We start from the raw sequence: 23352 nt of genomic DNA, 5'->3' as shown, positions 1-23352 counted from the left end.
GCACGGAACCCGCTACGACCGCTTCCCGATCTCCTCGCGGAGCGCGTCGGAGACGACCTCGCCGTCGGCCTTCCCGCGGAGCGCGCCCATGGCCTCGCCCATCAGCCCGGAGAACGCGCCCATCCCCTCCTCGTCGACCTGGTCGGCGTTGCGCTCGACTACCTCCGCGACCGCCTCGCGCACTTCCGCCTCGCTCACGCCGGAGAGGCCGGCCTCTTCGACCGCTTCGGCGGCCGTGAGATCGGGGTCCGCCGCGAGCGTCGTGAGTACCTCGGGCACGCCCTCCTTCGCGAGGTCGCCGTCCTCGACGAGACCGAACAGGTCGAGGAAGTGGTCGTCGGTGAGATCCTCGACTGGGGCGCCGTCCCGCCGGATCTCCGTCGTCGTCGACTCCAGCGTCGACGCGGCGAAGGTCGGGTCGACGCCGCGGTCAACTGCGGCCTCGAACAGCGGGAAGCGACGGCCAAACGCGACCTGCTCGGCGAGCCCGCGGTCGAGCCCGAACGCCTCGACGTAGCGGTCGGTCTTCTCGTCGAGCAGTTCCGGCCGGTCCACGTCCGAGGGGTCGGGCTCGACCGGCGGGACGTCCGTCTCGGGGTACATCCGCGCGGCGCCGGGGAGCGGGCGGAGGTAGCGGGTCGTCGCGTCGTCGTTGGCGCCGCGGGTCTCCTCGGGGACGCCCTCGAGGGCCGTGCCCGCGCGCTCGGCCGCCGCCTCGATCGCGAGGTCGGCCGTCTCGGGGTCAGCGGCGACGATGGCGACCGCGTCCTCCTCGCCCGCGCCGACCGCGTCGCGGAGGCCCGCGACCTCCGCCTCGGTCACGCCGTACGCCGGCAGCTCGTCGGTGTGGAAGACCCCGCCCGCGCCGTGGCGCTTCGCGTGGTCCGAGAGCTCGGTGCCGAGCCGCCGGTCCGGCTGGAGCTCGCGGCCGACGAGGCCGTCGAAGCCGAACAGGGGGACCGCGGCCACCTTCCCGCCCGCGTCGAGCGCGCCGCGGACGACCCCCGACTCGGTGTCGGCGAAGACCTCGGTGACGTCCGAGACGTCGCCCACGCTCGCGTCGCGGTCGCGGAGCTCCTCGCGGATCTCGAGCAGCTCGGCCTGCCGGCCGACCTCGCCGCGGACGATGTCCTCGATCCCCTGTAGGTCCTGGACGCCCTTCACCTCGACGCGCGCGCCCTCGGCGATGGAGACGTTGACGTCTTGGCGGATCGTGCCCAGCCCGCGCTTGACCGCTCCCGTCGACCGGAGCAGCATCCCGATGCGCTCGGCGGCCTCGCGGGCGCCCTCGGGGCTCCGGATGTCCGGCCCGGTGCCGATCTCGACCAGGGGGACGCCCAGCCGATCCAGCGAGTAGACGACGCCCGCCTCGGTCTCCTCGACGCGCTTGGCCGACTCCTCTTCCAGCATGAGGTCGACGATCGACACGCGCCCCTCGCTCGTCTCGATTTCGCCCTCCTGCCCGAGCAGGATCGAGCGCTGGAAGCCGGAGGTGTTCGACCCGTCGATGACGAGCTTCCGCATCACGTGGGCCTGGTCGACGACCGAGACGTCGAGCAGGTCGGCGATCTGGAGGGCCACAGAGAGGGCCTCCCCGTCGACGCGGCGCGGCGGCTCGTCGTCCTCCTCGACGAGGCAGGTGGTGTCGTACGCGAGGTAGGTGAACTCGCGGTCGACTCGGCTCTCCTCCATCGCGGCGTCGTCGAGCTCGCCGAGTTCGCTCTTCGTCGGGTGGAGCCGGCGGGTGATCTCCCGCTCGGCCTCGTCCGGGTCGCGCTCGGCCGTCGGGGAGTCGCAGAACAGCTTCGTCTCCGTGTCGAGCTGCTGGTGGATCTCCAGCCCGGCGACGAGCCCCAGCTCCTCGTGGTCGTACTCGGGGGTCGCGTCCGTACTCATTACGCCATACTCCGGCAGGCCGGGACTAAAAGGGTGGCAGTTCGCGCGAGCGATGCGGATCGTGAGAGCTGATGTCGTTTATAAATGACCGGGCGGCGGCGCGTGCCTGCGAGCGGCCGAAGGCCGCGAGTCAGCACGCGCGAGGGAGTCGGTGGTCCGGAGCGAAGCGGAGGACCACCGACGAGGCTGGGGAGGTGTGAGGTGCTGTGCGGAGCGGTGCGGGGTGGGACTCAAAGGGGCAGCCGCGAGGGCGAAGGCGCGCGACGTAAGCACCGAGGGAGGGAACGGAGTGAGCGACCGAGGCGCGCAGCGAGCGCACCGAGCCCTCGCGGCTGGGGCTTTGGAGGTGTTCGCCGCCGATCTGCGGTCAGCCATTTATAAGCGAACAACTCGGGCCGCAAGAACACCCACTACATCACCAGTCAGAGCCAAGTGTAGTCGTCACTCGTCGAGTAGCGTTCGAAAGGAATTATGCGTGGGTGCTGTCGTGTAGACAACACCGTGCATCGCGGGGGTGTGCCCCGAGCGATGCGTGGGACCGGATTTGAACCGGCGGACCTCTACAGGACAGCGCCCTCAACGCTGCGCCGTTGGCCTGGCTTGGCTACCCACGCTCGCGGTGTTCTGTCGCAACTCCACGTACCCTTCCCCTAATTAAAAGCCCTTCCATTCGATAGCGCCGTGCCGCGGGGTGACATCGGGAAGCGGGGCCGAGGGCGTCGAGATTTCGGCCGCGGACGTCGAGCGCATCGGCGCTCGGGCCGGCGAAACCGGCACGGGTTTGGGGGTGGCGCTCCTCAATCCGCCCATGTCCGAGTGGGCCCGGGAGAACGTCCCCCTCCTGACCGCCATCTGTTCCGTCGCCGCCCTCGCCGTGGTGTTCGGCGCCGTCGGCGGCGCGATTCCGAGCGCTCTCTTCCCGCGCGCGAGCGACGCCGTCCTCGCCGCGATCCCGCACTTCAACGCCGCCGTCTCGGCGACCGCGATCGGCACCATCGTCCTCGGCTGGCGCGCCATCTCGCGCGGGGACGTGCGCCGACACCGCGCGTTCATGCTGACGTCGTTCGGCCTCTTCACGGCCTTCCTCGGGGCGTACCTCTACCGGCTGATCCACGTCGGCACGACCGAGTTCCCCGGCCCCGAGGCCGCCTACACCTACCTCTACCTCCCCTTCCTCGGGATCCACATCCTACTCGCGATCTGCTGTCTGCCCTTCGTCTTCCACGCGCTCCTGCTCGCCGCGACCCGCCCGTACGAGGAGCTGTATCACACCCGACACGCGCAGGTCGGCCTCGTCGCCGCCGTCCTCTGGCTGATCTCCTTCACGATGGGAATCGGGGTGTACGTCATGCTGTACCACGCGTTCTGACCGGGCGGCGCGACCGGCTCGGGAGGGGTCGCCTGACGACGAAGTTTGAAGCCGCCGTCGCCCGTATGACCCGCCGTGCTGTTCCCGACTCACCTCTTCGTCGCCGGCTGGATCGGGTGGCTGTCGGGGCGCTCCCGGGTCCGGAAGCGTCTCCCCGAGACGCCGACGCTCTCGGTCCCGTGGCTCGTCGCCGGCGCGACGCTCCCGGACGCCGTCGACAAGCCGCTCGGCGCGCTGGGGGTCGTCGACACGTATCACTCCGTCGGCCACTCCGCGCTGCTCGCTCCCCTCGCGGTCGCCGTCGCCGCGAGGCACCGGCACGGGCTCGCGGTCGCGGTCGGCTGGGGCTCGCACCTCGCGCTGGACACGCTCCACATCGTCGTGAACGGGCGAGCCGGCAACGCGGTGTCGCTCGCGTGGCCGGTGCTCAAAAAGCCCGACCCGCTCGGCATCCCGCCGGGCGAATTCGCGCGCTTCTACGTCGGAACGCCCTCGTTTTACCTCGAAGTGGCGATATGGCTGACGGCGATCCTCCTCGCGTTCCGGTGGCGGTTCGGCGTCGGCGCGAGCCGGAACGCGGACCGGTGACCGGAGACGCGCCCGGCCTACTGCTCGTCGTTCGCCTTCCGGTGGGCCGCGTAGAAGAGAGGGATGAGCAACGCTCCGGCGAACCCCAAGCTGAGCGCGAGCGCCCCGATGTCGCCCGCGGTGAGGGGCGTGCCGCTGTCCCCGCCGTCGCCGCCGTCACCGCTTCCGCCGTCCCCGCCGTCACTCCCGCCGTCCCCGCCGTCGCTTCCGTCCCCGCCGTCCCCGCCGTCGCTCCCGTCCCCGCCGTCCGCGCTCGGGTCGACGAGGTCGTCGTCGACAGAGCCGACGGCGACGCCGCCCTTCATGCCGGCCGCCTTGTGAGGGGTGCAGTAGTAGTTGAACGTGTCGCCCTCCGACGCGTCGTCGAACGCGTACTCGAAGGTGGCCCCCGCCTCGCTGACCGTCTCGCCGCTGTCGAAGGTCTCGTCCTCGGCGACGACGTTGTGCGCGCCGCCCTCGCCGGTCCACTCCCAGACGACGGTCGTCCCGGGGTCGATCAGGATCGCCGCCGGGCCGAACCTGAGCCCGTTGACCGCGCCGACGGCGACCGTGACCTCGTCCTGACCGGTGTAGTCGTGCGTGCCGTCGTAGTTGCCCACGTCGTCCAGATAGCCGCCGTACTGGGCGGCGACGGTCCCGGACCCGGCGGCGAGGCCGGTCGCGGCGGCGGCGCCCGCGGCGCCGGCCCTGAACAGCCCGCGGCGGCTCATGGTCGCGTCGTCGGCGTCGGATGTCATACCCGTACCTCCCGGCGTGGGCGTATTTAAATTCCCGATTCCGGGCTCCCGCGGCGGGAACGCGTCGCTGGCGTATCGGTGGGGTCGAGCGACACGGGACAAAACGCGAGACCGCGACCCGATCAGTCGTCCGCGGGCGTGGGACCGGGCGCGACGCCGTCGAGGTCGCGGTCGCTCTCCTCGCCCTCGACGTCGAAGGGGTACTCGCCGGTGACGCAGCCGAGACAGAGGTCCGCGCGGCTCTCCCCGAGCGCCTCGGCGACCGCGTCGATCGAGAGGTACGACAGGGAGTCGGCGCCGACCGCCTGCCGGATCTCCTCGGTGGAGGCGTCGGGGGCGATCAGCTCCTCGCGGGTCGCCATGTCGATCCCGAAGTAGCAGGGCGCGACGATGGCCGGCGCGCCGATCCGGAGGTGGACCTCCTCGGCGCCCGCCTCGCGGACGAGATCGACCAGCTGGGTCGAGGTCGTCCCCCGGACGATGGAGTCGTCGATGATGGTGACCGACTTCCCCTCCACGGTCGACCGGATGGGGTTGAGCTTCAGCCGGACCGCGCGCTCGCGTTCGTCCTGCGTCGGCATGATGAACGTGCGGCCGACGTAGCGGTTCTTCATCAGCCCCTCGGCGAACGCGATACCGCCGTCGTCGTCCGGGCGGGGCTCCCCGTCCGCGGTCGTCTCGCCGGCGGCGTCGGCGTAGCCCGAGGCGAACGCTCGCCCGGAGTCGGGGACGGGCATCACGACGTCCGACTCGGTACCGGACTCCTCCCAGAGCTTCCGCCCGAGCTTACGCCGGACCTCGTACACCAGGTTCTCGTCGATGACGGAGTCGGGGCGGGCGAAGTAGACGTGTTCGAAGAAGCAGTGGGCGGTCGACTCGCGCTCGACGAGCTGGTACGTGTCGTACCCCGAGCCGTCGGGGTCGAGGACGACGAGCTCGCCCGGTCGCACGTCCCGGATCAGTTCCCCGTCGAGGGTGTCGATGGCGGCCGATTCGCTGGCGAGGACGTAGCCGCCGTCGATCTTCCCGAGGCACAGCGGGCGGTTCCCGAGTGGGTCGCGCACGCCGAGGACGGTGTCGTCGTGGGTGATCGCCAACGAGTAGGAGCCGTGGATGCGGTTCATCGTGTGTTTGACGGCACGCACGAGGTCCTCCTCGAGGAGGTTGCGCGCGAGGTCGTGGGCGATCACCTCGGTGTCGCCGTCAGAGGTGAACGCGTGGCCGGCGGCCGCGAGCTCCTCGCGGACCTCGTCGGCGTTCACGAGGTTCCCGTTGTGCGAGAGCCCGAGCGACCCGGACTTAAACGAGACGGAGAACGGCTGCGCGCAGCTCTTGTCGAGGCTGCCGGCGGTCGGGTACCGGACGTGGCCGATACCGGTCCCGCCGGACAGCGACTCGAGGTCCCCCTTCTCGAACGCGTCGCCGACGAGCCCGCGATCGACGTGGCTGTGCTGTTGGAACCCGTCGTGCGTGACGATCCCCGCGGACTCCTGCCCGCGGTGTTGGAGCGCGTACAGCGCGTAGTACAGCGGCCGCGCGGCCTCGCGGTCGGCGAGCGAGATGCCGACCACGCCGCACTTCTCTCGCGGCTCGTCAGCGATGTTGTCCCCACCGGCGTTCATGTACGCGACGGTGAGGCGGGAAGCGATAAAAGTCCTCGTGTTCGTGCTGGCATCGGGATTGAGAACAGAAGATATATTCACGAACGCGGATCAATAGTGGAGACCGCCTCCGGTCGGTGTCGGGCGTTCACTCCCCGCCGATACACTCGTCTAACCGCTCGAAGTACGCCTCCCGCGGCACCTGGTAGGCGGCGCGGTAGTCCACGTCGCCGGCGGCGAACCGCTCCGCGACCGCGACGGCCGCGGCGGCGCCCGCCTCCCGGTCGTCGAGGGTCTCCGAGACCGCCTCGACCTCGGGCTCCAAGAAGAGGACGACGTGCCACTCGTCGGTCGCGTACTGGCCCGAGCCGGGCCGGGCCGTTCGCGCGCCGTTCGTGAGGTAGACGGTCGGCATGCACTCGGCCGGGAGGTCGTCGCCGTCGAACACGTCGGGGCGGTAGACGAGGATGGCGCGCCCGCTCGGCTCCTCGTTCCACACCCGCCAGCCGTCCGGCAGCGCCTCGAAGCTCATGTGCGGTGTGAGGCGCCGAGGCTTGAAAGGGTCGCGCTCCGGCGCTGACGCGGCCGCGGTTCGCCTCACCGCGGCCTCCGCCGACCGCTTCACTCGACGATGTCCGAGCCGCCCGCCGGAATGAACTCCTGGAGCTGGTCCGCGCTCGCCACCTTGCGGACGAACGACTGGTCGGCGAAGCGCTCCTTCAGCGTTCGGTACGCCATCATCGCGGCGTCGTTCTGCGCGTACATCCCCGGCTCGAAGGTGACGCTCGTCGCCGCGCGGTCCACGATCGCCGACGGCGGGCCACCGATGGCCTGGGTGACCGGCTCGCACTGGACGCCGACGGCGATCCGACAGGGGACGTCCTCGAAGTACGTCCGGTCGCCCCGGATCACGAAGCTCCCCTTCTCGATGTACTCGCCGCTCTCGGGCGTCTTCGAGACCTGATCGGGCTCGACCATGTACGCGTCGCCGGCGCCGCGGCCGTCCTTCCAGTCCGAGGAGTACGAGACGGCGAACTGCGCGGCCTCCCGCAGCGTCTCCTCGGAGAAGTCGACCGGGTCCGCGGACTCGGAGGGCCCCGCGGCCTTCAGCAGGGTCACCGGTCCGCCGTGGGCCTGCGTGTGGAAGAACCGGTCGTGTTTGCCCATGTACTTCTTGACGAGCTCCTCGTTCTGGTCGGCGTTGCGCCCGCCGATGACCAGGTAGCCGGTCGACGTGTGGAACCACCGGAAGCGGTCGTACCAGTCGTCGGGGCTCCGGATCGGGACCGACGAGCGCGAGAGCCAGTCGGTCTCGTACCCCTCATCGTCCTCGTCGTCACCGCCGTCGCTCCCGGGGCTCTCGTCTTCGGCCGCCTCTTTCGCCTCCCACTCCGCCTTGCGCTCCCTGGCCGCCTCCAGCTCCCGGCGAGTCGACTCGATGGCCTCCATCGCGCCCTCTTTTTTCCCCTCGATGCGCTTCGCCTCCCGGTAGAGCCGGTCGGCGTTGACCTCGACGCCGTCGCCGGCGTCGAGTCCAATCCGAGCCGTTCCCCCGTCGTCGCCCTCGGCGGCGAGCTCGACCGTCACGGTCCCCTCACCGCCGTCCACGCCGACCACGGCCTCCGCGGCCGGGATCCCCCGCTCCGCCCCCGCGTCGAGGGTCTCCGCGATCTCGTCCCAAGGGACCTCGTTCTCGCGGGCCTCCCGAACCGTCGAGAGCACCTCGTCGACGAGGTCGTAGTTCGCGTACAGCAGCTCGGCGCGCTCGCGCTCCGCCTCGGCCTGCTCCTCGAACCCCTCGATCGCCCCGCGCTGCTGTTCGATGATCCGCTCCTGTTTCGCGATCTCCTCCTCGAATTCGGGGCGGGACGGGCTCGCGTCGGCGGGGGCCTCGCCCGCGTCGGTGTCCTCGCCTTCGAGCCGGTAAAAGTACTCGTCGACGGCGGCGTTAAACGAGTCGAACCCGACGCTCGGGAGCCCCTCGTGCTCCGAGAGCGGGAAGGGCGTGACGTCGACGACCCGGGGGTCGCGGTCCGAGTCGGAGTCGGCGTCCGACCCGTCCTCCCCCCCGTCGCCACCGTCCAGTTCCTCCTCGTACACCCGGGGATCGATGTCGCCGGAGCGGAGTCGGTCCCCGATCCGTTCGAGCGCCTCGTGGAGCGCGCGGAGCTGGTCGTCGGTCGCCTCGTCGATGGGCGTCTCCTTCTCGACGTCGGCGCGGGTACACACCTCCTCGGCGTAGAGCCCGCCGAGGTTGAGCTGCGTGGCGAGGGTCCGCACCACGTCGCTGTCGGACTCGCGCATGTGCCGTTTGAACCCGCCGAGGCTGACGTCGAGGGGGTTGAGCCGCGAGGCGGGGTACTCGTACTGCGACCCGGGCGCGACCGTCCGAGATTTCAGCCGGACGGTCTGGAGCGAGCCGACGACCTCGCCGGTCTCGTCGAGCGTGGCGACGTTGCCCTGCCCGAACAGCTCGGCGACGAGCGTCGTGTTCTCGTCCTCGCGCTCGAACTCGAAGGTGAGGATCCGGTCGAACTCGTACTGCTCGACGCCCGCGAAGTCGGCGCCAGACATCCGGTTCCGGAGCATCTTCGCGAAGTTCGGCGGTCGGCCCGGGGCGTCGGCGACGTGCTCGGCGTCCGCGACGTGGGCGCGTTTGGTGTCCCCGACCTCGATCATGAGCTCAACGCGGCCGCGATCGAAGTCGCGGAGCTTCAGCCGGAGCAGGTCGTCGTCGTAGAGGTACGCCTTGTCGACTTTCGCCCCCTCATACCGATTGAGCTCGGTGACGAGGGCGGCGAGGTCGATGCTCGACAGCTCCCGCTTCTGGTCCATACGACAGAGAGACGGCCGGCCCGGAAAAAGGCGTGTCGTTGTGAGTGCGAGCCGGCGAGCGAGACGGCGGGTGACTCGGACGGCGCTACAGCCGCTTCGACACGTACGGCCCGTCCTGGTGGTAACCGAGCTTGGTCCGGTAGTACTCGCGGGCGCCGATCCCCGAGATGATCGCCATCTTGCGGAAGCCGGCGTCACGGGCCATCTCCTCCGCGCGTTCGAGGAGCTTCGTCCCGTACCCCCGGTGCTGCCAGTCGCCGTCGCCGCCGAGAGCGACCTCGCTGCCGTACACGTGCAGTTCGCGGATCAGCGCGGCGTCCCCGAGCTCGCGGCGGATCGCGTCGTCCTCGGAGCCGGGCGCGCCGGGCTGGTCGGGGGCGAACGAGGGGTATCGCAGCCGACAGAACCCGACGAGCAGGTCGCGGACTGGGTCCTCGAACGAGATGAAGTGCTCCGTCCCCCCGCCGGCCTCGTACGTCATCACGTCGAGCTCGACGTCGTCGGGGTCCGGGTCGGCGTCGTTATGGCCCACCTCGCGAGCGCGGATGTCACGTTGGACGATCCCCTTCTCCTCGGCTCGCTGGTCGGCGAGCTGCCGGAGGTTCGACTTCCAGACGCCGCCCTCGATGAAGTCGGCGGGGATGTCGCGCTGGACCCGCTGGAGCCGGGTGTACTTCGGGATCTGGCCCATCGCCTCGGCGACGACGTCGGCCGCCTCCTCGTTCGAGAGCGGCTCAAACGAGTCCTGACGCCAGCGGTCGTACACCCGGGTCCCCTCGACGACGAGGGTGGGGTATATCTTGAGGTAGTCGGGGCGCCAGTCGGGGTTCTCGAACAGCTGGCGGAAGTCCTCGACGCACATCTCCCGCGTCATCCCCGGCTGGCCCGGCATCATGTGGAACCCGACCTTGAACGCAGCGTCGCGCAGGCGGCGGTTCGCGCTGCGGGAGGCGTCGTTGCCGTGGCCGCGGTGCATCTCGCGGTTGATCCGCTCGTAGGTCGTCTGCACGCCGACCTCGACTTTCGTGCCGCCCAGATCGAGCATCCGGTCGATCTGCTCGGGGTCACACCAGTCCGGCTTCGTTTCGAACGTCGTGCCGATGTTGCGGATCGCGTTCGTCTCGTTCTCCGCGATCACGTCCTCGAGGTACTCGAACTCCGTCTCTTCGGGGTCCGGCGCGAACGACTCGCCCTCGGCCGGCTCGGGCTCCTTGTCGAGGTTGTAGTCGTTCATCGCCTGGAGGGCGCGCTTCACGAACCACTCCTGGTAGTCGTGCGAGCGCGCGGTCATCGTCCCGCCCATCAGGATCAGCTCCACCTTGTCGACCGGGTGGCCGATCTTCCGGAGCTGTTCGAGCCGGAGCGTGACCTGCCCGTACGGGTCGTAATCATTCTGCTCGCCCCGGGCCGCGGCGGGCTCGTGGCCCGTGTACGACTGCGCCGAGGAGAACTCCGAGGCCGGCCCGCCGGGGCAGTAGAGGCACTTCCCGTGGGGGCAGAGCTTCGGCGAGGTCATGATCGCGACCGGGGAGACGCCCGAGGCGGTCCGGACCGGCTTCCGCTGGACGACCTCGATCACGTCGTCGCGGGCCTCAGAGGGCGCGTGGTCCAAAATTTCGGTGTTCTTCGGCACCTTCGGGGAGGCGAACTCCGAGCAGGCGTCGAGCTTGGCGGCCTCGAGGTCGTCGCGGTCGATCTCGCCGGCGAGGATCCGGTCGACCAGCGCCTCGCAGGTCCGGACGAACGCCTGGGGTTCGGCGTCGGAGGCGGCTCCCCCGCTCCCGGACTCCTCTCTGGCGTCGCCCTCGCTTTCGGCGTCCGCGTCACTCGCCGCGTCAGTACTCATTACCCTCCGTTCGACGGGTTTCGGAGTTAAGCGTGTCGCACCGCGGGAACCGGCCGGTTTTAGGTCGGCGCTCGCGTAGCAGTCGCCGTGTTACGCAAGGACCTCCTACGCGTCTCGCGGGCCGGGGGCGGGTACCGCCCGCGCTTCGCCGCCCGCGAGCACCGCCCGCTCGCGGCCCGGGTGCTCGGGACCTTCGAGTCTCACGCCGGGGAGCGGCGCGGCGACCTCAACGACGCGCTGGCGGCGCTGGAGGCCGACGCCGCCGACTCCGGCGGCGACTTCAAGCTCGTCCGCGGGCTCGCGGCGCTCGTCGAGCGCGAGTGCGCCTTCGAGACGCGAGCCCCGGTTCCGCCGCGTCGCGTCCGGCGGGCCGCGTTCGAGGCCGCGGAGGCGGTCGGGGTCGCGAGCGAGGCCGAGCGCGAGGCCGCGGTCGACCGCGCCGCCGACGCGCTCGGGATCGACTCCGGAGACGTCGAGGCGTCGCTGTACGCCGACCGCGACGTCAACGAGGTCCTCGTCGACGCCGACGTGCGGTGGGGGCCGGACTCGCTGCGGACCCAGTACAACCTCTCTCTGGCGCAGACGGCCCTGTTCGACGCCACCGAAGTCCGGGTGCGGTCGAACGACCCGAAGCGGCTCGTCTCGGCGGTCAAGCGGCTCCGATTGATGTACGAACTGGAGAAGACCCCCGAGGGACGCGAGCTGGTCGTCACGGGTCCCGACGCCCTGTTCTCGCGCACCCGGCGCTACGGGACCGCCTTCGCGCGGCTGCTCCGGACCGTCGCGGAGTCGGCGGAGTGGGAGCTGACAGCGACGATCGACGACCGCGGCCGGGAGCGCACTATGCGCCTCTCCGACGGCGACGTGACGGTCCCGGGCGTCGAGCCGGTCGCGGAGCCCGACTTCGACAGCGGGGTCGAGGCCGACTTCGCCGGACGGTTCCGCGGGCTCGACCTCGACTGGAGCTTGGTTCGCGAGCCGGAACCGCTCGAGACCGGAAGCCGGGTGATGATCCCCGACTTCGCGTTCGACTACGACCACGCCGACTTCCGGCTGTTCTTCGAGGTGATGGGCTTTTGGACCCCCGAGTACGTCGAGAAGAAGCTCGGCCAACTCGCGGACGTGGAGGCCGTCGACCTGCTGGTCGCGGTCGACGAGAGCCTCGGCGTCGGCGAGGAGGTCGCGGCGCGGGACCACCGAGTGGTGACGTACTCCGGCGCCGTCCGCGTGAAGGAAGTCGTCGACGTGCTCCGCGAGTACGAGGCCGAGTTCGTCGCCGACGCGGCCGCCCACCTCCCCGACGCCTTCGCTCCAGACGACGACGTGCTCGCGCTGTCCGACCTCGCCGACCGGTACGGGGTGGGCGAGGCGGCGATAGCTGACGGCCCGTTCCCCGACCACGAGCGCGTGGGGCGGACGCTGGTCCGGCCGGCGGTGCTGGAGCGGATCGCCGGCGAGCTGGCGGACGGGACCGCGCTGTCCGAGGCGGAGGCGGTGTTCGACGAGCACGGAATCGACGACGCGAGCGCGACGCTCTCGGCGCTCGGGTACCGCGTCGAGTGGGAGGGGCTCGGCGGGGGAACGGTCAGGCGGAAAGGGTAGAGTGGCGACTGCGGATTCCTCTTAGATGACAATGCTGATACTTTTATATACTTTAATAATCCAGTTGTCTGATTGGGGCAACCCATGGTTACCAACATTCAGACACAGCTGCTCGGCAGAGACGTATCGTTCCCGGTAGAGGAATCGCGGGTCGCCTACTGGCTCGTCGTGATGCGCCTCATCGTCGGCTGGTGGTTCCTCCACGCGGGCCTCGACAAGTTCCTCGGGTGGCCCTTCGACGCGAGTTGGTTCGTGGGCGGCGCGGCCGCCCAGACGACCTTCGGTCCGGTCGTCACGCTGTTCTCGGACGGGATCCTGCTGTCGTTTACCAACGTCATGGTCCCGCTCGGACAGACCCTAATCGGGTTGGGGCTGATCGTCGGCGCGCTGACCCGGCTCGCCGCGTTCTTCGGGGCGTTCCTGATGACGTTCTTCTACTTCATCAACGGCGAGACCGGCGGCTGGGCCCACGGCGTGATCACCGGCGATCTGCTGGGGCTATTGATCTTCGCGATGATCGCCACGCTCGGCGCCGGGCGCGTACTCGGGGTCGACGCCTACCTCGCGAAGACGTCGTTCGTCAGAGACCACCCGCGGCTGCGGTACCTGATAGGGTAACGAGGTGACAAGATATGAGTGAACTCAACGCAATGGAACGAATCGGGTTGTACGGCGGCGCGGCGCTCCTCTTGGTCGGTACGGTCGGGATGGGGCTGCTGGAGATTATTGCTGGAGCGCCGCATCCGGTGTCTGGGGAGGGGCAGGTCGTCCACGAGACGGTGATCAGTCTCAGCGTCCGGTCGTACACCATCCTGCTCGGACTGGTGCTGCTGGCGGCGTACGGGATCTCCAACCTCGCCACCAAGCCACCGAGAGACACGTCGATCTGAACCGCACGTCACGCCGGAGCGCCACCGGCGTTTCGACGAACCGAATTTTTAAGCGGAACGGGGAGACCGCTCACTCGACGACCGGCAGGTCCGCCCGGCTCCCCTTGGGCACCACCGACCGGAGCTCGTCGTAGAGGTAGAGCCCCGCCCCGATCGGCGCCCGCTCGCCGGCGACCTCGTGGGTCGCGATCAGGTACCCCCAGTCGCCGTCCCACGCCGGGAGGGCCTGGTCCTCGCCCGCGACGAACCGGGACGCCTGCTCGGGGTTGAGCTCGATCACGCCCGTCGTCGCGCGGTGCCCGAACCGGGTGGCCGCCCGACTCGTCGGCTTCCAGTGCTCCTGTCGCGTTCGGAGGAGGGTCATCCCGATCGCCTCCACCTCGCTGGGGTCGGTCGCCTCGCCGTTGAAGATCCAGACTTTCCCCGCGCCCTTCTCCCAGAAGCTGTACCCCTCGAACACGTCCGGTTCGATCCCGAACCGCTCTTCGAACCAGTCGAGCACCTCCCGCCGGCTCGCTCGCCCCTCGACTTCGCGGTCGTCGGGGGTCTCCGGGAGGCGGTCGAACCGCTGGCCGTCGTTCGTGGGCGCGTCGTCGGTCATGCGGCCACCTCGCCGTCGCCGGCCTCGCCGGCGCTCTCCTCGTCTTCCCCGCCCACGCGCAGCTTCGCACAGAAGAACCCGCCCGTGTCGTTGTGGTGCGGGTAGACGCGCTGGGCGCGCGTCACCGACTCGTCGTACGTCTCCCCGTCCCACTCCGTGACGCCGGGGACGGTGTCGACCGGGAGGTCGGAATCGACGATCTCGCACGCCTCCTCGCCGAGCACGTGGTCGAGCACCGCCTCGTTCTCCTCGGGCGCGAACGTGCAGGTCGAGTAGACGACGGTCCCGCCCGGACGGGTCGCCTGCACGGCGCGCGCCAGGATTCCCTTCTGGATCCCGGCGACCGCGTGGACGTGGTCGAGGGTCCACTGGTCGACGACGTCCGGGTTCTTGCGGCAGGTCCCCTCGCAGGAGCAGGGGGCGTCCACGAGGGCGCGGTCGAACTCGTCGAACGCGAGCGGCTTCGTCGAGAAGTTGCGCGCGTCTTGGTTCGTGACGATCGCGTTCGTGATCCCGAGCCGTTCGGCGTTGTGGCGGAGCGCGGAGAGCCGGCCGAGGTTGTTGTCGTTGGCGACGACGGTGCCCTCGTCGTCCATCGCGTCGGCGATCTGGGTCGTCTTGCTGCCCGGCGCCGCGCAGGCGTCCCAGACGCGCTCGCCCGGTTGCGGGTCGAGGGCGAGCCCGGGCAGCACCGACACCTCCTCCTGCCCGTGGGTCCAGCCGTGGACGTACGGCCAGTTCCCCCCGGGGTTGCCGTCGGGAAGCCGGAAGAGGCCGTCGTGCCACCCCACGGGCTCGTGGGCGACGCCCTCCTCGTCGAAGGCCTCGCGGACGCGGGCCGGCGAGGCCGCCATCTGGTTGACGCGGACGACCGACGGCAGCGGCCGGTCGCAGGCCGCGCGGAACGCCGCCGCGTCGTCGACGAGCGGTTCGTACCGCTCTAACGGGTTCATGGCCTCCATTTCGCGCCGGCCCGTTAGTCGGTTTCGGGACGGGAGCGGCGGGACGTCCCATCGCGGTCGTTCGCCTTCCCTCGCGCCCCACCTTTAGGTCGCTGCCCGGAGTAGAGGAACGCATGGCACGCATCTCAGTCCTCGACGACGACGTCTCGCTGGAGGAGCCGACGCTGGTGGAGGGGTTCCCCGGGGTCGGTCTCGTCGGCAAGATCGCGACGGACCACATGATCGAGGCGCACGAGATGGACCACTACGCGAACGTCCACTGCGACGGGCTCCCGCGGGTGGCCGTCTACCGCGAGGACAACCCGGCGGTGACGACGCCCGTCCGGCTGTACGTGGACACGGAGCGAGACCTCGTGGCGCTCCGCAGCGACGTCCCGGTGAAGCCCGGCGCCGCGACCGAGGTCGCCGGCTGCCTGGAGAGCTGGTTCGCGGAGACGGCGACGTTCCCGGTCTTCCTCTCCGGGCTCGGACGCGAGAAGGGAGAGGCGCCGCCGGCCCTCTACGGCCTCGCGACCGGCGACGGCGGCGACCGGCTCGACCGCGTCGAGGTCGAGGACCCGCCCGAGGCCGGCCTCGTCTCGGGGCCGACGGGCGCCATGCTCGCGGAGGCGCTGGAGCGCGGCCGCGACGCCGTCGGGCTCGTCGTCGAGTCGGACCCGCAGTTCCCCGACCCCGAGGCCGCGCGGATTCTCATCCGCGAGGGGATCGACCCGATCGCGGGGACGGAGACGGACACCGACGGGCTCGTCGACCAGGCGGAAGAGATCCGGGAGGCGAAACAGGAGTTCGCCGAGCGGATGCAGCGGGCCACCGAGGAGAGCTCGCAGGCCGAGCCGCTGAAGATGTTCCAGTAAGCGGCGCGGGAGTCGTCAGACCCTCAGTCGTCGCCCGCGCCCGCGGACTCGTCTCCGGCCTCCAGCTCGTCGAGGATCGGTCGGTACTTGAGCTGTATCTCGTCCCACTCGCGGTCGGGGTCGGAGTCGGCGACGAGCCCGACGCCGGCGAAGAGGGTGGCCCGCCGCGGCGTCGCGACCGCCGAGCGGATCGCGACCGCGAAGGCGCCGTTGCCGGCGGCGTCGATCCAGCCCACCGGCGCGGCGTACCAGCCGCGTTCGAACGGCTCCGTCTCGTGGATCGTCTCCAGGGCGCGGTCCGGCGGGAGCCCGCCGACGGCCGGGGTCGGGTGCAGGGCCTCGACGAGCTCGAGCACGTGCCGGTCGGCGTCCAGTTCGGCCGTGATCGGCGTGTGGAGGTGTTGGACCGTCGCGAGCCGGCGGACGCGGCGGTCGCCGGCGGACACCGAGGCCGCGAACGGCTCCAGCTGCTCGCGGACGGTGTCGGCGACGAGCCGGTGCTCGTGGACGTTCTTCGCGTCCTCGAGCAGCTCCTGCGCGAGCCACTCGTCCTCCGACGGCGTCTCTCCCCGTCCCGTCGTCCCCGCGAGCGCGTCGGTCTCGACGGTCCGCCCGCGCAGCGAGACCAGCCGCTCCGGGGTCGCGCCGAAGAAGGCGCTCCCGCCCCCGTCGGGCTCGAAGCAGTAGCGGTGGCAGTCCGGGTACTTCCCCGCGAGGCGCTCCAGCGTCGCCGCCAGCGGGAACTCGCCCGCCAGGTCCGCCTCCAGCGCCTGCGCCAGGACGACCTTCCGCAAGTCGTCGCCGCGAATGCGGTCGACCGCGGCCTCGACGCTCGCGCGCCACGCCGCGCGGCTCGTGGTCCGGCGGGTCTCGGCGATACCGGGACGCGGAGGGGCGTCCGCGTCGCTCCCGTCGTCGATCCCGGCGAGGCGCTCGGTCTCCGCGGCGAGCCGGTCCTCGACCGCGTCGACGGCGGCGTCCGGTCCGGCGGCGTTCACCGTGAGCCACGCCCCGTTCTCCGCGAACGTGAGCTGCACCCGGGGGAGCACGAAGCGCGCCTCCGGGAACGTCCCCCACGGGTCGCCGTCACACGCCCCCTCGTGGAAGGCGAACCCACCGAATACCCGGGGGCGTGCGGCCTCGGTCCCGGCGTGGACGTCGCCGGAGTCGAACAGGTCGGCGGCGGCGCTCCGGATCTCGGCGAACCGGTCCGGACCGCTCGCGGCCAGCGTCGCGGCCGCGCCGCTCCCGAGGACGAGGGCGTCGTCCGGCGCGCTCCACGTCGTCCGCGGTGCCGAGAGGGCGTCGAACGCGGCCGCGAAGGGAGGCGCGTCGACCTCGGTCGTGCGGCTGACGAGGGGCGGGACCGACGTCGAACGCGCCCGTTCCATTACCCGTAGTTGGGTGCCGTGGCCCCTTTACCCTGACTATCCCAGGGGTCGAGTGCGGCGCCGGTCGTCAGCTGTACCGCTCCTCGTTCCACGGGTTCGCGGTGTCGCTGTAGCCGCGCTTCTCCCAGTAGCCGAGCTCCTTCTCCGAGAGGAACTCCACCCCCGAGACCCACTTGGCGCCTTTATAAGCGTACTTGTGCGGGGTGACGACTCGGATCGGGCCGCCGTGGTCCGCGGGGAGGTCGTCGCCGTCGAATCCGTAGGCGAACAGCACGCCGTCGCGGGCGCACTCTTCCAGCGAGAGGTTCGTCGTGTAGCCGTCGAGCGCGTGGAAGAGGACGTGGTCGACGTCGTCGCCGATCCCGGCGCGGTCGACGATCTCGGCGAACTCGACGCCGGTGAACGCGCAGTCGAACCTGCTCCAGCCGGTGACGCAGTGGAAGTCCTGTCGCTGGGTGACGGCCGGGAGCTCGCGGAACTCGGACAGCGAGTACGCGAGGGGCTCGTCGACGGCGCCCCAGACCTCGAACGCGAACGTCTCGGCGTCCCACGAGGGCGTTCCGCTCTTCGAGAGCACCGGGAAGCGGTCGGTCTCGCGCTGCCCCGGCGGGAGTCGGTCGTCGCCGTACTGGCGGTAGAGCCCCGTGAGGTCCTCGACGTCGGTCTCGCCGTCGACCTCCGTTCCGCCCGCTGCGTCCGAGGCGCCGGATCCGGTCATGATCCACAGTACGTCCCGGTAGCACGTATGGATGTCGCTCTCGCGGAAGCAGTCGAGGGGCCCAGTCGTGGACGCGGTCGAGGGCGGTAGTCGCGAGAGCGGTAGTCGCGAGAGGGACCGACGACCCCAGCTGCGCACGCCGCCGACCACGCCGGCCGAAAAAGCCACACAAGCATCGGCGAAGTTATAATAGTTACAGTGATCGAAAGAATCGTTAAAAATCCGCAAATCGTACTTCCGATATCGCCCGAGAGTGATTTCTAATAGCCGTATCATCGACGCCACATTTATATACCCATTCCCATTACTCCCGGGCAGGAAATGCCACGAGTAGAGATAACCGTGCCGGAGCATCTGGAGATGCAGATCGCTCAGATGGTCGAGCAGGGGGAGTTCCTCAACCGCGAGGAGGCGGTCGAAGAGCTCCTGTCGACGGGGATAAAGGCGTTCAAGACGAGCGGTCCGCGAGAGGACGAGGACGATTCCGGCGGATTCGAGGACGAGGGCATGATGGGCCACGAAGACGAGTACGTGTTCTGAGTCGGTGCCCCACCGCGACTCGCGTCCCGCCGCTCGTCGCGGCTGCCTACACTCTGAGCCGTGCGTATGCCCCTCAACAACGCTTAAAGGGTCTACGACCCGTATCAGAGGGTATGCACAAAGACGAGCTCCTCGAACTCCACGAACAGATGGTGACGATCATGGAGCACTTCCGCTCGCACGAGACCGTCGACGGCTCGCTCTTCGACCCGTACGACGAGCTGGAGGTCGACCCCTCGCACGTCCACAAGTCGAAGAGCGAGCACAAACACGCCGTGTTCGTGCTCGGCAACGCGCTGGCGAACGCGATGAGCGAGGACGAGTTCTCCCCCGCCGGCCGCGTCGGCAAGCGGATGGAGGAGCTCGCGGACGACGCCGAGAACAAGATCTGAGGGTTCGACTTCGTCTCGCGGGCGCCACCGGGGGCTCTCGGACCGGCCGACCCGCGGATTGATATGCGGTCGACCGCTCCGTTTTGCACATGGTCGCCGAGGCGCTGACGTCGGACGCCGCCCACCTCGCGGTCGGCGGCGCGCTCGTCGCCGTCGCGCTCGCGGTCGCTTATAAGACGGACCGCCCGAGCGGCGCGTGGACGCGGGCGCTCCGCTCGCGCTTCCTGCTCGGCGTGCCGTGGGGGACACTCGTCGCCGTCGCCGGCGTCATCTGCGTGTACCTCTTCGTTCAGAGCGGGCTGGAGAACCCCGATCGGCCCGTCGTGATCCCGTTCCGCTCGTGGTCGTACCTCTACCCGGAGGGACTCCTCTGGTCGAGCTTCGCGCACGCCAACCGGGGGCACATCACCGGGAACCTCCTGTCGACGCTCGTCGCCGGCGGAGTCGCCGAGTACGCGTACGGGCACTTTCCGGGCGGTCGCGAAGTCGACGACGAGACGGGGACGCTGCGATCCGCGCTCCCGTCACGGGAGTCGCTGCGGCGGGTCCGCGCGGAGGGGCTCGCCGCGTCGGAGCCGGGGCGCGTCGCCCGTTCGGCGCTCGCGTCGCTCGCCGAAGGCGACTCGCTCGGCGAGAGCCCCTACGTCCGCGCGTTCGCGGTCGTGCCGGGAGCGATGGCGGCGTTCGGGGTCGTCTCCGCGCTGTTCGCGCTGGGACCGGTGATCGGGTTCTCGGGGGTCGTCTTCGCGCTGTGGGGGTTCGCGCTCGTCTTCTACCCGGTCGGAACGATCGCGGCGCTGACGGGCGCGACGCTGCTGGACGTCGCCTCCGAGACGCTCCGGAACCCAGTCGTCACGGCCGAGGCGAGCGGCTTCTACGGCCCGCCGGGATGGGCGAACGTGGCGATCCAGGGCCACGCGCTCGGGCTCATCGCCGGGGCCCTCGCGGCGGCCTGGCTCGTCCGGCGGCGACGCGGGGGCGACGCCGACGTCGACGAGGCGGGCGCGGGCCGACGGACGACGGCGCTCGCCGCGTTCGGCGCGGTGCTCCTCTTCGGCGCCTCGCGCCGGCTCTGGGCGGTGTACTGGTATCTCGGGAACCAGCGGTACGAGCTGTACCGGGCCGTGGGCCTCGGCCTGCTCGCGGTCCTCGCGGCGGTCGTCGCCCTCGCGGTCGCGGGGCGAGACGAGCCGCTGCGCCCCGATCTGGCCGTGCCGGAGTCCGCGACGGTCCGCGGGGCGATCCGCTCTGCCACGCCGGCCGCGGTCGGGCTCCTGCTGCTCGCGTCGGCGCTGGCGGTCGTCGCCGGCCCGGGGGTGGTCCCGAACCTCGTCGCCGTCGGCGACGGGGACCTCCCGGGCGATCCGGTCGAAGTCGAGGGGTACCAGGTGACGTACGCGGAGGACGTGGAGGACCGGACGGTGAACGTCGTCGACGTCCGGGCGTTCGGCCGCTCGACGAGCGTCAACACCTCGGGGGTGATCGTGAAGAACGCGGACCGGGAGATCTGGACCACGGCGGTCTCGCGCGGGAACCTCGCCTTCTGGGGCTACCGCGCCGTCGACGTGGGCGGGACCGGCTGGCGCGAGACCGTCTGGGTCCAGCGGGTCGGCTGGGTCGCGGCGAACGGTGGCCCGACGTACCGGGTCGACGCGGTCCGGAACGAGACGCGCTCGACGCTGTTCACGAGCGAGTCGGCGCGGGCGGAGCCGCGGATCGACGGGCGGAACGTCACGGTCGCGGCCGTGGAGGGCGGGTTCGAACTGCGCGTGGCGTACGAGGGCGAGACCGAACGGTCGGTGCTCCCCGCGGCCAACGAGTCGGTGACGCTACGGGGGGTGACGCTCGTCCACGAGGAGGACGCCGTGTTCGCGGAGCGCGGGGAGACCCGGGTGCGGATCGCGACGCGAGAGCGATACGAGGGACGGCAGTAGGGGGGAGTCGCGGTGAAGGTCCCCAAAGTCCCACCCCGCACAACAACGCACCTCACACCTCCCCAGCCTCGTCGCTCACTTCGCCGGCGCGGAGCGCCGGCTGCGAGAGTGACTACCGGTCCCTCTCTGTTCGCGGCTCCCTCGCGCGTGCGGTCCGCGGCCCTCCGGCCGCTCACCGGCACGCGCCACCGAATCATTCATTTATAAACGATCGTCGCCGTCAGGCCCACTTGATCCGGTACACTTCGGCGTCGATGTCGCGCGACGCGTCCTCGTGGTGGTCGAACTGCGCGTCGATCGCGAAGTCGGCCGCGAACGCGTGGGTCACCTCGCCGCCGTTGTCGGCCGCGAACGCCTCCACGAACGCCTCGCTGCCCGCGTTGTGGACCGAGTAGGAGACGGTCGCGACGCGGCTCGCCGTCGCCAGGAAGCCCCGGTCGGCGTTCCGGTTCCCGTCCCGCGCGCCGAACGGGGGGTTCATCACGACCGTGACGGGGTCCGGGACGGAGAGGGGAAGTCGCGTCGCGTCAGCCTGGACCCAGTGAACGGGGGCGCTCGCGGCCACCCGGCGCTGGTTGGCGGCCGCGGTGGTCAACGCGGTGCGGTCGAGTTCGACCCCGAACACCCGGGCGGGGCCGCGCAGGGCGGCGGCGAGCGCGAGCATCCCCGTGCCGGTGCCGAGGTCGAGGACGGTGCGGCCGTCGACGTCGCCGTGGAGGTCCGCAAGGTGGACGACGTGCGCGGCGAGGTCGGGCGGCGTGGGGTACTGTTCGAGCGCGAGACTCGGCTCGTCGAACCCGGCGACGACGCCGAGCTTCGTCGCCAGCGAGCGCTTCGACGCCATCCGTCAGGCCGCGGTCGGGTCGCCGTCGGCCCGGACGAGTTCGACGCCCTCGCGGCGGGCGCGCTCGGTCAGCGCCGACAGCGCCGGTTCCGCGGCGTCCGGGTCCGAGACCTCGTCGACGCGGACCTCGATCCGACCGGCGCCGAGGAACGAGGCGGCGCGGACGAACTCGCGGAGCCGGTCGGCCTCGCGCTGGGTCGCGAGCGTCTCCTCGGAGTCGAAGCTGGCCTCGACCGACAGCGTCGCCGGCTGGTAGCCGCGGGCCGAGAGCTCTGCCTTGAGGTCACGGAGGTGTTCGGGCGCGGTGCTGTCGAGGTCGTCGCCGTCGATCACTATCGGGTCGATCTCCGCGGGTCGACAGCCGCGGAGCGTCCCCTCGATCGCGTCGGACCGCGTCGTACTCATGATATCCAATATGCCGTGGTTATACAAAAGTCTTTGTGAATGCTTGGTAGTAATTGATTAAGAGCGACCGGCGAGACGCCAGTACCGCCCTCCGCGACAGTCACATTTCGTGTTCGACCCCCGGCGGCGACGGCGGTTGAGAGCGCGGGACCGACGGCGGAACGTCAGCGTGGACGGGCGTTTCACTCGCTACGGACTCGTTCGAAGCCGGTTACGCGATGCGGTCGCGGGCCGACGTCTCCCGCGGGTTCCGGACAAAGGTTTAAATACTCCAATAACCAGAAATCTTATAATGGAACGTCCGAGCCGCCAGCGTCAACAAGAGCGGAACACCGAGCAAGAATCGGACGAGACGGAGACGCTCTCCTGCCCGGAGTGCGATTCGGAAGAGATCGTCACGGACGCAGATCAAGAGCTCGTGTGCGAGGACTGCGGCCTGGTGTTGGACGAACGGAACATCGACCGCGGCCCGGAGTGGCGCGCGTTCAACCACTCCGAGCGGCAGTCGAAGTCGCGCGTCGGCGCCCCCATCACCGAGACGATGCACGACAAGGGGCTGACGACGACGATCGACTGGAAGGACAAGGACGCGTACGGCCGGTCGCTCTCTTCCGAGAAGCGGTCACAGATGCATCGACTGCGCAAGTGGCAAGAGCGGATCCGCACCAAGGACGCGGGCGAGCGCAACCTCCAGTTCGCGCTCTCGGAGATCGACCGCATGGCGAGCGCGCTCGGCGTCCCGCGGTCGGTACGCGAGGTCGCCTCGGTCATCTATCGACGCGCGCTCAACGAGGACCTCATTCGCGGGCGATCGATCGAGGGCGTCTCCACCGCCGCGCTGTACGCCGCCTGCCGGCAGGAGGGGATCCCGCGCTCGCTCGACGAGGTCGCCGACGTCTCGCGGGTCCCGCAGAAGGAGATCGGCCGGACGTATCGCTACATCTCCCAGGAGCTCGGCCTGGAGCTGAAGCCGGTCGACCCGAAGCAGTTCGTCCCGCGCTTCGCGTCCTCGCTGGAGCTGAGCGAGGAGGTGCAGTCGAAGGCGACGGAGATAATCGACGTCTCCGCGGAGCAGGGGCTCCTCTCCGGGAAGTCCCCGACCGGCTTCGCCGCCGCCGCGATCTACGCCGCCTCGCTGCTCTGTAACGAGAAGAAGACCCAGCGCGAGGTCGCCGACGTCGCGCAGGTGACCGAGGTCACCATCCGCAACCGGTATCAAGAGCAGATCGAAGCGATGGGTTTCCGCTAACGACGACGCCGTCGAGACGGCCGTCTCCGGAGCGCGGTCGTGCGATCGGACCGGCGCCGGACCGACGTCGGCCCGCTGTGATCGGGTTTTTAATCGGT

General features: G+C 70.3%; 22 protein-coding genes and 1 tRNA gene. 10 read left to right on the top strand and 13 right to left on the bottom strand.

Features of this window, described 5'->3' with window-relative positions:
• Positions 1–12 precede the first annotated feature (12 nt).
• Both gatE and N5096_RS09185 read right to left on the bottom strand, forming a co-directional pair.
• Entirely contained in the window at positions 13–1896 is a 1884-nt protein-coding gene (gene gatE / locus N5096_RS09190; protein WP_267664140.1) for a Glu-tRNA(Gln) amidotransferase subunit GatE, read from the bottom strand.
• 529 nt (positions 1897–2425) lie between these two features.
• A tRNA-Leu gene (locus tag N5096_RS09185) sits at positions 2426–2510 on the bottom strand.
• A 194-nt stretch (positions 2511–2704) separates the two neighbouring features.
• Here N5096_RS09185 and N5096_RS09180 point away from each other — a divergent pair.
• On the top strand, positions 2705–3265 hold the full coding sequence (locus N5096_RS09180) for a DUF420 domain-containing protein (protein WP_267664139.1): 561 nt from the start codon (positions 2705–2707) through the stop codon (positions 3263–3265).
• A 75-nt stretch (positions 3266–3340) separates the two neighbouring features.
• Entirely contained in the window at positions 3341–3853 is a 513-nt protein-coding gene (locus N5096_RS09175) for a metal-dependent hydrolase (protein ID WP_267664138.1), read from the top strand.
• Positions 3854–3870: 17 nt separating this feature from the next.
• Here N5096_RS09175 and N5096_RS09170 read toward each other — a convergent pair whose 3' ends face one another.
• From N5096_RS09170 to N5096_RS09150, 5 genes are all read right to left on the bottom strand, one after another.
• A complete protein-coding gene (locus N5096_RS09170) occupies positions 3871–4590 on the bottom strand; it encodes a halocyanin domain-containing protein (protein ID WP_267664135.1) in 720 nt (239 codons plus the stop codon).
• Between the two features lie 122 nt (positions 4591–4712).
• Positions 4713–6212 (bottom strand): amidophosphoribosyltransferase, encoded by a 1500-nt coding sequence (gene purF, locus N5096_RS09165; protein ID WP_267664134.1) that lies wholly within the window; start codon positions 6210–6212, stop codon positions 4713–4715.
• 127 nt (positions 6213–6339) lie between these two features.
• Entirely contained in the window at positions 6340–6723 is a 384-nt protein-coding gene (locus N5096_RS09160; protein WP_267664132.1) for a DUF5820 family protein, read from the bottom strand.
• Between the two features lie 89 nt (positions 6724–6812).
• Positions 6813–9026 carry a ribosome rescue protein RqcH gene (gene rqcH / locus N5096_RS09155; protein WP_267664131.1) on the bottom strand — a complete coding sequence of 738 codons (2214 nt, stop codon included), beginning with the start codon at positions 9024–9026 and terminating at the stop codon, positions 6813–6815.
• Positions 9027–9111: 85 nt separating this feature from the next.
• Positions 9112–10872, bottom strand: coding sequence for a tRNA uridine(34) 5-carboxymethylaminomethyl modification radical SAM/GNAT enzyme Elp3 (locus tag N5096_RS09150; RefSeq protein ID WP_267664129.1), 1761 nt, complete (start codon positions 10870–10872; stop codon positions 9112–9114).
• 87 nt (positions 10873–10959) lie between these two features.
• Between N5096_RS09150 and N5096_RS09145 the strand changes: the two genes are divergently transcribed.
• The 3 genes from N5096_RS09145 (at position 10960) to N5096_RS09135 (ending at position 13364) form a co-directional block, all read left to right on the top strand.
• Positions 10960–12474 (top strand): DUF790 family protein, encoded by a 1515-nt coding sequence (locus N5096_RS09145; RefSeq protein ID WP_267664128.1) that lies wholly within the window; start codon positions 10960–10962, stop codon positions 12472–12474.
• A gap of 84 nt (positions 12475–12558) precedes the next feature.
• Positions 12559–13092, top strand: coding sequence for a DoxX family protein (locus N5096_RS09140; RefSeq protein WP_267664126.1), 534 nt, complete (start codon positions 12559–12561; stop codon positions 13090–13092).
• A gap of 14 nt (positions 13093–13106) precedes the next feature.
• Positions 13107–13364: a hypothetical protein gene (locus tag N5096_RS09135; protein ID WP_267664125.1), complete on the top strand. Its 258-nt coding sequence runs from the start codon at positions 13107–13109 to the stop codon at positions 13362–13364.
• A 70-nt stretch (positions 13365–13434) separates the two neighbouring features.
• Here the strand turns inward: N5096_RS09135 and N5096_RS09130 are convergent, their stop codons facing one another.
• Positions 13435–13965, bottom strand: coding sequence for a DUF7122 family protein (locus tag N5096_RS09130; RefSeq protein WP_267664124.1), 531 nt, complete (start codon positions 13963–13965; stop codon positions 13435–13437).
• A complete protein-coding gene (locus N5096_RS09125) occupies positions 13962–14918 on the bottom strand; it encodes an RsmB/NOP family class I SAM-dependent RNA methyltransferase (RefSeq protein ID WP_267664123.1) in 957 nt (318 codons plus the stop codon). The genes N5096_RS09130 and N5096_RS09125 overlap by 4 nt, the downstream gene beginning before the upstream one ends.
• Positions 14919–15040: 122 nt before the next feature.
• Between N5096_RS09125 and N5096_RS09120 the strand changes: the two genes are divergently transcribed.
• A complete protein-coding gene (locus tag N5096_RS09120; protein WP_267664122.1) occupies positions 15041–15781 on the top strand; it encodes a proteasome assembly chaperone family protein in 741 nt (246 codons plus the stop codon).
• A 23-nt stretch (positions 15782–15804) separates the two neighbouring features.
• Here the strand turns inward: N5096_RS09120 and N5096_RS09115 are convergent, their stop codons facing one another.
• Both N5096_RS09115 and N5096_RS09110 read right to left on the bottom strand, forming a co-directional pair.
• Positions 15805–17172 carry an isochorismate synthase gene (locus N5096_RS09115; protein ID WP_267664121.1) on the bottom strand — a complete coding sequence of 456 codons (1368 nt, stop codon included), beginning with the start codon at positions 17170–17172 and terminating at the stop codon, positions 15805–15807.
• Between the two features lie 67 nt (positions 17173–17239).
• Complete coding sequence (locus N5096_RS09110; RefSeq protein WP_267664120.1) at positions 17240–17890, bottom strand: molybdopterin-dependent oxidoreductase; 651 nt, start codon at positions 17888–17890, stop codon at positions 17240–17242.
• A 321-nt stretch (positions 17891–18211) separates the two neighbouring features.
• Here N5096_RS09110 and N5096_RS09105 point away from each other — a divergent pair, with 321 nt between their 5' ends.
• The 3 genes from N5096_RS09105 to N5096_RS09095 all read left to right on the top strand — a co-directional run bounded on the left by N5096_RS09105 (position 18212) and on the right by N5096_RS09095 (position 20756).
• Complete coding sequence (locus N5096_RS09105) at positions 18212–18430, top strand: DUF7120 family protein (protein ID WP_267664119.1); 219 nt, start codon at positions 18212–18214, stop codon at positions 18428–18430.
• Positions 18431–18543: 113 nt separating this feature from the next.
• Positions 18544–18822 (top strand): UPF0058 family protein, encoded by a 279-nt coding sequence (locus tag N5096_RS09100; protein ID WP_092563640.1) that lies wholly within the window; start codon positions 18544–18546, stop codon positions 18820–18822.
• 89 nt (positions 18823–18911) lie between these two features.
• Positions 18912–20756 carry a rhomboid family intramembrane serine protease gene (locus N5096_RS09095; RefSeq protein ID WP_267664118.1) on the top strand — a complete coding sequence of 615 codons (1845 nt, stop codon included), beginning with the start codon at positions 18912–18914 and terminating at the stop codon, positions 20754–20756.
• A 220-nt stretch (positions 20757–20976) separates the two neighbouring features.
• On the opposite strand, the gene N5096_RS09090 is transcribed toward N5096_RS09095, so the two are convergent.
• Together N5096_RS09090 and N5096_RS09085 are read right to left on the bottom strand one after the other, a co-directional pair.
• Positions 20977–21600: an METTL5 family protein gene (locus N5096_RS09090; RefSeq protein WP_267664117.1), complete on the bottom strand. Its 624-nt coding sequence runs from the start codon at positions 21598–21600 to the stop codon at positions 20977–20979.
• Between the two features lie 3 nt (positions 21601–21603).
• A complete protein-coding gene (locus N5096_RS09085) occupies positions 21604–22005 on the bottom strand; it encodes a DUF7961 family protein (protein ID WP_267664116.1) in 402 nt (133 codons plus the stop codon).
• A 292-nt stretch (positions 22006–22297) separates the two neighbouring features.
• Here N5096_RS09085 and N5096_RS09080 point away from each other — a divergent pair, with 292 nt between their 5' ends.
• Complete coding sequence (locus N5096_RS09080; RefSeq protein WP_137782622.1) at positions 22298–23254, top strand: transcription initiation factor IIB; 957 nt, start codon at positions 22298–22300, stop codon at positions 23252–23254.
• Positions 23255–23352: the final 98 nt, after the last annotated feature.

It is taken from the genome of Halorubrum yunnanense (assembly GCF_026586675.1).
Classification (GTDB): Archaea; Halobacteriota; Halobacteria; order Halobacteriales; family Haloferacaceae; genus Halorubrum; species Halorubrum yunnanense.
This window is presented reverse-complemented; position numbering and strand designations above follow the sequence as displayed.

What these genes read in the sequence shown, in the direction of transcription:
- N5096_RS09105 (WP_267664119.1), top strand. Translation starts at nt 18,212, where the DNA reads ATGCCACGAGTAGAGATAACCGTGCCGGAGCATCTGGAGATGCAGATC.
- N5096_RS09110 (WP_267664120.1), bottom strand. Translation starts at nt 17,890, where the DNA reads ATGACCGGATCCGGCGCCTCGGACGCAGCGGGCGGAACGGAGGTCGAC.
- gatE (WP_267664140.1), bottom strand. Translation starts at nt 1,896, where the DNA reads ATGAGTACGGACGCGACCCCCGAGTACGACCACGAGGAGCTGGGGCTC.
- N5096_RS09140 (WP_267664126.1), top strand. Translation starts at nt 12,559, where the DNA reads ATGGTTACCAACATTCAGACACAGCTGCTCGGCAGAGACGTATCGTTC.
- N5096_RS09080 (WP_137782622.1), top strand. Translation starts at nt 22,298, where the DNA reads ATGGAACGTCCGAGCCGCCAGCGTCAACAAGAGCGGAACACCGAGCAA.
- rqcH (WP_267664131.1), bottom strand. Translation starts at nt 9,026, where the DNA reads ATGGACCAGAAGCGGGAGCTGTCGAGCATCGACCTCGCCGCCCTCGTC.
- N5096_RS09090 (WP_267664117.1), bottom strand. Translation starts at nt 21,600, where the DNA reads ATGGCGTCGAAGCGCTCGCTGGCGACGAAGCTCGGCGTCGTCGCCGGG.
- N5096_RS09160 (WP_267664132.1), bottom strand. Translation starts at nt 6,723, where the DNA reads ATGAGCTTCGAGGCGCTGCCGGACGGCTGGCGGGTGTGGAACGAGGAG.
- N5096_RS09150 (WP_267664129.1), bottom strand. Translation starts at nt 10,872, where the DNA reads ATGAGTACTGACGCGGCGAGTGACGCGGACGCCGAAAGCGAGGGCGAC.
- N5096_RS09180 (WP_267664139.1), top strand. Translation starts at nt 2,705, where the DNA reads ATGTCCGAGTGGGCCCGGGAGAACGTCCCCCTCCTGACCGCCATCTGT.
- N5096_RS09170 (WP_267664135.1), bottom strand. Translation starts at nt 4,590, where the DNA reads ATGACATCCGACGCCGACGACGCGACCATGAGCCGCCGCGGGCTGTTC.
- N5096_RS09115 (WP_267664121.1), bottom strand. Translation starts at nt 17,172, where the DNA reads ATGGAACGGGCGCGTTCGACGTCGGTCCCGCCCCTCGTCAGCCGCACG.
- N5096_RS09125 (WP_267664123.1), bottom strand. Translation starts at nt 14,918, where the DNA reads ATGAACCCGTTAGAGCGGTACGAACCGCTCGTCGACGACGCGGCGGCG.
- purF (WP_267664134.1), bottom strand. Translation starts at nt 6,212, where the DNA reads ATGAACGCCGGTGGGGACAACATCGCTGACGAGCCGCGAGAGAAGTGC.
- N5096_RS09095 (WP_267664118.1), top strand. Translation starts at nt 18,912, where the DNA reads ATGGTCGCCGAGGCGCTGACGTCGGACGCCGCCCACCTCGCGGTCGGC.
- N5096_RS09135 (WP_267664125.1), top strand. Translation starts at nt 13,107, where the DNA reads ATGAGTGAACTCAACGCAATGGAACGAATCGGGTTGTACGGCGGCGCG.
- N5096_RS09100 (WP_092563640.1), top strand. Translation starts at nt 18,544, where the DNA reads ATGCACAAAGACGAGCTCCTCGAACTCCACGAACAGATGGTGACGATC.
- N5096_RS09085 (WP_267664116.1), bottom strand. Translation starts at nt 22,005, where the DNA reads ATGAGTACGACGCGGTCCGACGCGATCGAGGGGACGCTCCGCGGCTGT.
- N5096_RS09130 (WP_267664124.1), bottom strand. Translation starts at nt 13,965, where the DNA reads ATGACCGACGACGCGCCCACGAACGACGGCCAGCGGTTCGACCGCCTC.
- N5096_RS09120 (WP_267664122.1), top strand. Translation starts at nt 15,041, where the DNA reads ATGGCACGCATCTCAGTCCTCGACGACGACGTCTCGCTGGAGGAGCCG.